Origin of the sequence: Desulfovibrio sp. 1214_IL3152 (genome assembly GCF_036763055.1) — a bacterium.
In the GTDB taxonomy this organism is placed as follows: domain Bacteria; phylum Desulfobacterota; class Desulfovibrionia; order Desulfovibrionales; family Desulfovibrionaceae; genus Desulfovibrio.
Genome location: NZ_JBAIYW010000609.1, coordinates 1 through 8544, shown reverse-complemented (window position 1 = coordinate 8544; position 8544 = coordinate 1). Strand labels below are relative to the sequence as shown.

Below are 8544 nucleotides of genomic sequence, written 5' to 3'. Positions count from 1 at the left end.
TGGCCCGCCAGGCGGCCGGATACGCCCTTTCAACCAGAGCGGCCAGCTGGCCTGTGGTGTCGATGGTGTTTTTCTGCCTGGCATCCACAATGGCGCGGGCAATGCGCCCGGCTTGCGGCTCTTCGCCAAGAGCGGCGATGCAGTCTTTGAGCTTGTCGAAGCTTTCTCGATTGACCCAGTGCCATGCCGAAGGCTGCACCGATGCCTGGTCCATGCGCATGTCCAGGGGGCCATCGCCATAAAAACTGAAGCCACGCTCCGCCTCGTCCAGTTGCAACGAGGAAACGCCGATATCCAGCAAGGCCCCGTCCACTTTGTCCCAGCCCAGACCTTTAAGAGCATCGGCAAAATCGCTGTAGCGGCAATGGAACAGGTGCGCCCGCTGGCCGAAAACGCTCAGGCGCTGCCCGGCAAGGGCAAGAGCTTCTTCGTCACGGTCAAGTCCGCACAGTTCTATATCGGGGGCTGACGACAAAATGGCACTGGCGTGTCCGCCCATGCCAAGAGTGCCGTCCAGATAGCGTCCCCCGGCGCGCGGGCTGAGCGCCTCCAAGGTTTCCACAGGCAGAACGGGCACATGCCGTGTCGGTTCCGCAGTATCGTGCATGGTTTGCATCATAAGTAGCGCCTAAAGGCTGATCGCCACGCCGCTGGCCGCAAGCTCCGCAGAAACGTCTTCAAGCTCCAGGGCGTCAAAGCGGGTCTGATCCCATATTTCAAATTTATTGAGCATGCCCACCAGCATGACGTCCTTTTGCAGTCCGGCTTCGCGCATGAGGGCCTGGGGAATGCGAACACGGCCCTGGGCATCGCACTGCAGTTCCTGCGCGAGACCCATAACCTTGGTCTTGAAGTGTGAAAGGCGCGGCGAAGGCATGGGAATACGGCTCAGCTGTTCCGTAACTTTTTCCCAATCTTCGGGAAGATAGGCCACCAGACGGCCGTAGTATGCGGTGAGCCAGAAAACCCCCGTGCCGCCGTCGGCACAAAGCCCTTCCCGGTATTCGGGCGGCAGCATAAGACGCCCTTTGGGGTCAAGGCTGCGGGAAAGGCTTTTTGTGAAGAGTTTTTGCACGGCTTTACCACTTTCTTACTTCATATTACCACTTTTTCCCACTTATGCCCCAAGGCTATGGGGGTGTCAAGCCAAGTGCAAAAAAACCGCAACATTTATGTGTGAAGCCGATTTCAGGGGGTACAGGCAAGGTGAAAACATTGCTCTTTTTTCAAAAACGAACGGTGGTAAAAAGTGGTTTTTTACCACCGGCACATTGCCCGAAAAAATCAGCCGCAGCAGAACAAAACATCGTCAGGCGCTGTGCCGGATACGTGCCGCATACTCCAGCAGTGCCGAATACCTTGACAATACGTGCGAAAATCAAGATGCTTTTTTGTGCTGGTCAATCACTCTTTTTTGCGTCCATACGCCGGGCCAGCCCCCCTGCCCTCTAAACAAGGACAAATCATGAGAACCAAAATTGTCGCCACTATTGGCCCCGCTTCCAACAGCAGGGAAAAACTGCATGAACTTGCAGAAGCCGGCGTGAGCGTTTTTCGTCTCAACTTTTCACACGGCGGCGCTGCCGATTTTGTAAACATCATAAAAAATATCCGGGAAGTTGAACGCGCCCTCGGGCGGCCCATCACTATCATGCAGGACCTTTCCGGGCCGAAAATCCGCCTGGGAGTGGTTCCCGAGGGTACTATAGATGTAGAAAAAGGCATGCGCCTGCTGCTTGGCCCCAGCCAGTCACGCATCAATGAAATGCCCTACCTGCCCTTTGATCATGAAGAAATTCTTGAAAGTCTGGAGCCGGGCGACCGCCTGGTGCTGGCCGACGGCGGCCTTCAGTTCATCGTGCAGGCGCGCCGTGAAGACAATCTGGTACTGCTGGAAGCGGACAACAGCGGCATCGTCACCTCACGCAAGGGCCTTGCCCTGCCCGGCAAGGCCACGAAAGTGCGCGCCCTGACGGACAAGGACAAAAAAGACCTTGCGGACGGGCTTAAGCTCGGCGTGGACGCCGTGGCGATTTCTTATGTTCAGACCGCCGATGACGTGCGCGAAGCCAAAGAACTGATCGCCGCTGCCGGCCAGAACCTGCCTGTGGTGGTCAAGCTGGAACGTCAGAGCGCTGTGGACAATCTTGCAGAAATTCTGGCGGAAACAGACGTGGTCATGGTGGCGCGCGGCGACCTTGGCGTGGAATGCCCCCTGCCGCTGCTGCCTGCACTGCAGAAGCGCATTATCAGCGCCTGCAACAAGGCTTCAAAGCCTGTCATTGTAGCCACGCAGATGCTGCTCTCTATGGTGAACAGCCCCGCCCCCACAAGAGCGGAAACCACGGACGTTGCCAACGCCGTACTGGACGGGGCCGACTGCGTGATGCTTTCTGAAGAAACCGCCATGGGCAGTTTTCCCGTGGACACGGTGCGCTACATGAGACGCATCACCGATGAAGCCGAAAAGCTGCTGCTGCTCAACCATACTCTTGAAGAACCCGATGCCGATAAGGGCATACCGGAATTCCTTGCCTACTCGGCCTGCCTGCTGGCAAACAAGGCCGGAGCCAAGGCCATCGTGTCCCACAGCCTTTCCGGCAGTTCGGCACGCCAGGTTTCTGCAAGGCGCCCACCTCAGCAGATCTACGCGCTCACTCCGGACCCGGTGACCGTCAAGGCTCTCAACTTTGTGTGGGGCGTCAAGCCGGTGTTCATCGACCGCCCGCAGGAAGAGCCCAGCCACCTCATCAGGGCCGAGCAGTTCATCCATAACAGTGAAGACTTTGTGGCTGACGACTGCGCGGTGATAACAGCAGGGCAGGTCAAAGGCTCCTCCTCCACCCCGCGTGGCACCAACCTTGTTAAAATATACTGGAAATAGCCCATGGCCGAGCAAGCACGGGAAGCACGAGAGATTCCTCAGAACATCAACGAGGAATATTACCAGATAAGCGGCGAAATACTTTCCAGCTTTCCCAAGTACCGGCCTCCTGTGGATCTTTTCAGCTTTCGTGAAGACATCATGGTGCTCGCCCCTTATTGCAAAAAGGAAACGCGCCTGACCAACGAACAGGTTGAAGAGCTGGCGTCGCTGTGTGCCGAGGGCGATCTTTTTGTGTCGCGTTCTGACCACCACATCTATTCGCGCCACATTGTCAAACAGCTTGACCTTGTGCTGCAGGATAAAAACCTCAAGGAAGCGGAAATTACGGACATCTGCATCCGCGCGCTTTTTCTCCGCTATACGGAGTTCATCAGCCAGCCCATAAAGGCCCTGCTTGAACCGTTGTACCGCGACGTTATGGTGATCACGGAATACCTTTGGGCAGACAAGCACCGCATCAACACCTTCATGCGCCGCCTGTTTCGCAAGCATCAGATGGCGCGGCACGCCATCAACACCATGAGCGTGGGCCTCTGGCTGTGGATGCAGACAAGCGGAGAATACCGCCGCAAGGACCTTGACCGCGTTGCCCTGGCCTTTTTGCTGCATGATGTGGGCATGAGCAAGGTTCCCGCCTTTCTGCTCAGCAAGCCAGGCCCGCTCAAGGCCGAAGAAAAAGAAAAACTGCTGCCCCACCCCCTTTTGGGCGTCAAGCTTATGCACAAGCTGGAAATGAGTTTTGAAGAGCTTGTGCGGGCCTGCTACGAACACCACGAACGTATGGACGGTTCGGGCTATCCCCAACGCCTCAAGGGCAGCCAGATAAGCCGTGTGGGCCGAATTACCGCCGTTGCCGACTCCTTTGCGGCCATGATCTGCGACAGGCCTTACAGCCAGGCCAAAGAACCTCTTGAGGCAACAAAGGAACTGGCGGGCGACCCACGCTATGACAGCGAACTGACCAACATGCTGCTCACGGGCTTTGCGTCCGGCAACATCGGAGCCATGATCGACATGGACAAAATCGTGGATGAGCCGCTTTAGGGCATTTTCACTTTGAAATTGCTCTGGCGACTGAGCGGGCAGGCGCTTGCCATGAAGGCGCAAACGCGTTTTTTCGTATAAAGATACACTACCGCCCACGCCATTTTCAGATCTCCGTGCAAAATACAGAGCGGGTAAACATGACCTGTTTACCCGCTCTGCCTGTCTGCACCGTCGGACGCTTGTGCCGCCAGCCGCCCGAATCTTTTCAACGGCAAAATGCCACGGTTATGGGACGACAAACAACTCCGGTTCCCGCCTGTTCGTGCAGTTCTTTTCCAGCATGCTCACAATGTTCAGCACCGGCTCCTGATCAAAATATTTTGCACCCTCCGGACAGGACCTGACGCAGGCGCAACAACGGATACAGCCCTGGCTGACCTTTGTGGCATCGTCAAAACTGATGACCTGCATCGGACAATTGCTTGCGCAAAGCATGCATTGCGTACAGCTTTCCGCGGTTTGAGGCCGTATATCCGCAGCAGGCGGCACATCCCTGTACGGCCGCTTGCCGGGTACAGCCACGGTGTCACAGCAATCGGAAAGCACGACAGCCGCCGCGTCTTCGGCAAAACCCCGAACAACGGCCATATCCTGTTCATCCGGACGGCCTGTGCCGACCTTGGGCGTCAGGCTGTGCTCGGCTACAAATGTTGCCGCAGCAGGCACGGTAAAACCCTGCTTTCGCAGTATGTCCACTGCTTCCAGAAGCGCATCGTCATAATGGCGGTTACCGTACACGGCCACCGGAACGGCCGCGCCGCCCCTTCCCGTAAGTCCGGCCAGAAACTCCATCAGCAGGCGCGGCACGCGCCCGGCATAGACCGGAAACGCCAGAAGCAAAGTATCGTCCGCATCGCAAGACAGCTTTTCCTTGCGGCCGTCAGGAAACGTCAGATCATGTTCAACGGCGGGTTTGCCGATACTCCGGGCCATAACAGCAGCCACGGCCCGCGCAATCCTTTTGCTGCTGTGGGTCGGGCTGAAAAAAACCGTGTGCAGACTGCCGCTCATGATGAAAACCCCCGTTTCTACTGCGCCGGACAGTGTAAAAAGATGTCGTGAACCGCTTTTTTCTTGAAAAGAAAACCATAAAAACGTTTTCCCGCCAACTGCAAAACACCACGTACAAGATTGCAGCGTTCAGCCCAGGCAGCCTTTATACCGTTGTCTACCCTGATTGGAAACATGTAAAGAATATAGGAGAGCTTGCCAGAGGGGCATAGCGGGAAACGTTTTTTATTTGCAACACGCTTTAGCATTGCATCAAGGCTGGCGTGACTTCCCGACTTCTGCTATCTCTGGCGGGCCGCTTCAAGAAACTGATTACGGACAGCCCTGTTTTCATTGATGCTATTTTTTTACACTGCGGCGCTATCTTTCACCAAAGCACGAATCTGCGAGCATTTTTGATGAAATCTTCCCTGGTACGCGATTCTTTTATTGTCGGCGCTGCGTTGTTTTCCATGCTTTTTGGTGCTGGAAACGTAGTTTTTCCGCCCTACATCGGTTTCACTGCCGGCCCGGAATGGTTTTTGGGATTTATCTGTTATTATATGGCAGACGTGGGCCTGGCCCTGCTTGCCATCTACGCCATGCTGGCCTCTTCATGCATTGATAATGAAGAAGGCATCATGCACAGGCTGGGGCCTACGGCGGCCATGCTTATGATGTGCGCCATCATTCTCTGCATCGGCCCCCTGCTCGCCATCCCCCGCACAGGGGCCACGGCATTTGCCATTTCCTTTGCACCCCTGGGCTATTCCTCCAAAGGCGTCAGCGCGGCCAAAATACTTTATTCCGTGGTGTTTTTCGGTATATCCACCCTGCTGGCCTTCCGGGAGTCCAACATGGTGGATGTTATTGCCCGCTATCTTTCGCCCATAAAAATCGGGGGCTTTCTGCTTATCGTGGCTGCGGCCTTTTTTGTACCCATCGGGCCGGTAAGCGACATCGTTCGTGACGATAATGTAGCCTGGCACAGCATCCTTTCCGGCTATCAGACGCTGGACGTTATGGCGGCCCTGGTTTTCGGCCTTATCATAGTAAACGCCCTGAAGGGCAAAGGCTACGAGACAGGCAGGCAAAAGGCGCTGTCCGTGGGCATAGCAAGCCTCGTGGCCGGTGCGCTGCTTTTCGTCATCTATTGCGGGCTTTGCTACCTTGGGGCCACGGGGTCCACGTATTATCCGGTGGAAACGGAAAAAGGCGCGCTGGTCACCCTTCTGGTGGGCAGGCTTTTTGGCAGCGCGAGCACCATTCTGCTGGCAAGCATTGTAACCGTGGCCTGCATGGCGACCTCCGTAGCCCTGATCGGAACCACCGGCACCTTCATATCGCGCTTCAGCAAGGGACGGCTCAGCTACAAAAAAATTGTGGTGGGAACCGGCCTTTTCAGCATGGTTGTTTCCAACTTCGGTCTTGACAACATCATTGCTTTTGCCGCTCCCATTCTGACTTTTTTATACCCGGGAACACTGGCGGTCATTGTGCTTTCCCTTTTTGACCGTCATATCGACAATGACAATATCTTCCGTTTCGCCACGGCGGGGGCGCTTCTTGCCAGCGGCCTGAGCGTACTGGAAGAGTGGGGCCTGCCCCTGGATATCACAGGTCACCTTCCCTTTGGTTCCGCCGGACTGAGCTGGATAGTGCCGGCCTGCGTTTTCGGCATCGTGGGCTACTTTGTCCGTCAGCCTAAAAAATCCGCGCAATAAAGATTTCTCCTCGAGGCTTGCGCAGACAGGCAGCCTGTCTGCGCAAAAAGACGCATATCACAAGAACTTTCAACTGCATTGCCTGAATTTCAGGCCGCACGTGGCTCCGCGCACAACGTCCCTGAAGGGTACGGTGTTTTTTCAACACAGGCGCACAACCGAAGCATTTCTTAAGGCAGCCCTGCGCGCTGAGCACAAAAAGGCCCGTTGCTGTCAGGGCAGTGCAAGAAACACCACTCCACCAGCAATGGGCCAATATTCTGCGGAAAAGACGCTTCTGAAGCAGCCTTCGGCCGTAACACTTCAGCAGGCTATTGCCTCCTCCTCAGCCGTTTTGCTGTTCTCTGCTGTTCCCCACGTTGCCGTTTTAAGGAAGGCGAACAAACTGTTGGAACAGCATATCTATATCTAGTGGTCTGCGCGCACGCGCACACGTTTTTTTCCGGCGCGGCCCGCATCATCCACCACGCGCACCTCAATATCTCCCGGCACAGCCTGCCACAAAAAAGCCTCGCCCGGCGTTCCTTTTCCCAGATAGCGGCCATTGACAAACCAGTGCAGGATTTTCACCCCGGCATCGGCGTGGGCCATAAAAACCATATTTTCATGCCCCCGGCTGCTCAGGCTCAACTTATACGTCAGACCGTCCTTGGGCTGCACGATGCGCGGGGCTTCTCCCGTAACCATATTTTCCGGCCCGCATTCAGGGGCAAAAGGCGGCGGCTCGGGCTTGGGCATTCCGGCCCGCGCAAACATCTGCGCCATGTCCGTGGGCCAGAACTCCCATATGCGCGTCTCGGTGCGGCCTGCTTGCGGCAGGCAGGCCCGCAGGCCCGTTTCCCTGTCGATAAGTATCGGGCGAAATACGCCGGAAGAAGCCAGGGGCGACACCCCCGGTATAAACCACGTCTTTGCCGTGTCCTCGCACAGGGACGTATCCAGGTCTCCTGTGGCGGCGCAAACTTCCACACGCTCCAGATTAAGGCCGTGCGCAGGCTCGGCCTGGTAATCCCGCAGCGGCTCTGCCATTGCAAGATCCCGCGCTATCTGCGTAAACAACGGCACGGCGCTGATGCCGCCCACAAACAACGGATTGGGCTTGTTGTCAAAATTGCCAAGCCACACCACAAGCACGTACGGCCCCACAATGCCTGCGGCCCACGCATCGCGAAAACCGTTGGACGTGCCTGTTTTGAGCCGCAAAGGCAGCACGGTCCCCCCCTGCGAGCGCACAAGACGGTCCGGATTGCCGTCCTCCAGCATGGCAAGGGTTACATAAGACGCTTCCGGCGACAGCAGGGGCAGGGCCGTTTCCGTATGTCCGTCGTCTTGCCGCACGCGCAAGGGACGCCAGATCCCTTTATTGGCAAGCATGGCATAAAGTCCGGCCAGTTCGCGCATGCTCACTTCCGCCCCGCCAAGCACGAGGCTCAAACCGTAATGATCTTCGCCGGATGCGAATTTCACTCCGGCCCTGCTCAAAAAATCATAAAATCCGGGCTGCTTCAAACGCGCGGCCAGGGCAATGGCAGGCACGTTGCGGCTGGCTCTCAAAGCTTCACCGGCACTGACAGGGCCTCGAAAACTGCCGTCATAGTTTTCAGGATCATAGCCCGAAAAACTGCGTGGCGTATCGGCCAGCAAGGTCAAGGGATGGATCAGACCCTGGTCCAGGCCAAGGGCATAAATGAAAGGCTTGAGTGTGGAACCCGGCGAACGGCGCGCCCTGGTTCCGTCCACCTGCCCCATAATGTCGGCATTGAAAAAATCCGCGGAACCGACAAGAGCGCGCACTTCCATGCTGGGCCAGTGGAGCAGCATGGCCGCCCCGTTAACAAGGCCGTAGTCCTGACGTCGCGCGGTGAACAGGCGCAGCTGCCGCTCCAGGCGGCGCTG

Annotated in this window: 8 protein-coding genes; 4 read left to right on the top strand and 4 right to left on the bottom strand. The window is 56.6% G+C overall.

Features of this window, described 5'->3' with window-relative positions:
• Both rsmH and V6C07_RS12815 read right to left on the bottom strand, forming a co-directional pair.
• The coding region (rsmH, locus tag V6C07_RS12820; protein ID WP_333536867.1) for a 16S rRNA (cytosine(1402)-N(4))-methyltransferase RsmH at positions 1–619 on the bottom strand (619 nt) is incomplete at its 3' end.
• Positions 620–628: 9 nt separating this feature from the next.
• Positions 629–1075, bottom strand: coding sequence for a division/cell wall cluster transcriptional repressor MraZ (locus tag V6C07_RS12815; RefSeq protein WP_333536866.1), 447 nt, complete (start codon positions 1073–1075; stop codon positions 629–631).
• A gap of 97 nt (positions 1076–1172) precedes the next feature.
• Between V6C07_RS12815 and V6C07_RS12810 the strand changes: the two genes are divergently transcribed.
• The 3 genes from V6C07_RS12810 to V6C07_RS12800 are packed head-to-tail and all read left to right on the top strand — an operon-like array spanning position 1173 to position 3931.
• Entirely contained in the window at positions 1173–1469 is a 297-nt protein-coding gene (locus tag V6C07_RS12810; protein WP_333536865.1) for a hypothetical protein, read from the top strand.
• Positions 1466–2884, top strand: a complete 1419-nt coding sequence (gene pyk / locus V6C07_RS12805) for a pyruvate kinase (protein ID WP_333536864.1) — start codon at positions 1466–1468, stop codon at positions 2882–2884. The genes V6C07_RS12810 and pyk overlap by 4 nt, the downstream gene beginning before the upstream one ends.
• A 3-nt stretch (positions 2885–2887) precedes the next feature.
• Entirely contained in the window at positions 2888–3931 is a 1044-nt protein-coding gene (locus V6C07_RS12800) for an HD-GYP domain-containing protein (protein ID WP_333536863.1), read from the top strand.
• 228 nt (positions 3932–4159) lie between these two features.
• Here the strand turns inward: V6C07_RS12800 and V6C07_RS12795 are convergent, their stop codons facing one another.
• Positions 4160–4945, bottom strand: coding sequence for a 4Fe-4S ferredoxin (locus V6C07_RS12795; protein ID WP_333536862.1), 786 nt, complete (start codon positions 4943–4945; stop codon positions 4160–4162).
• A gap of 398 nt (positions 4946–5343) precedes the next feature.
• Here V6C07_RS12795 and brnQ point away from each other — a divergent pair, with 398 nt between their 5' ends.
• Positions 5344–6648, top strand: coding sequence for a branched-chain amino acid transport system II carrier protein (gene brnQ / locus V6C07_RS12790; protein WP_333536861.1), 1305 nt, complete (start codon positions 5344–5346; stop codon positions 6646–6648).
• Between the two features lie 408 nt (positions 6649–7056).
• Here the strand turns inward: brnQ and V6C07_RS12785 are convergent.
• On the bottom strand, positions 7057–8544 hold a 1488-nt coding region (locus tag V6C07_RS12785; RefSeq protein WP_333536860.1), incomplete at its 5' end, for a penicillin-binding transpeptidase domain-containing protein.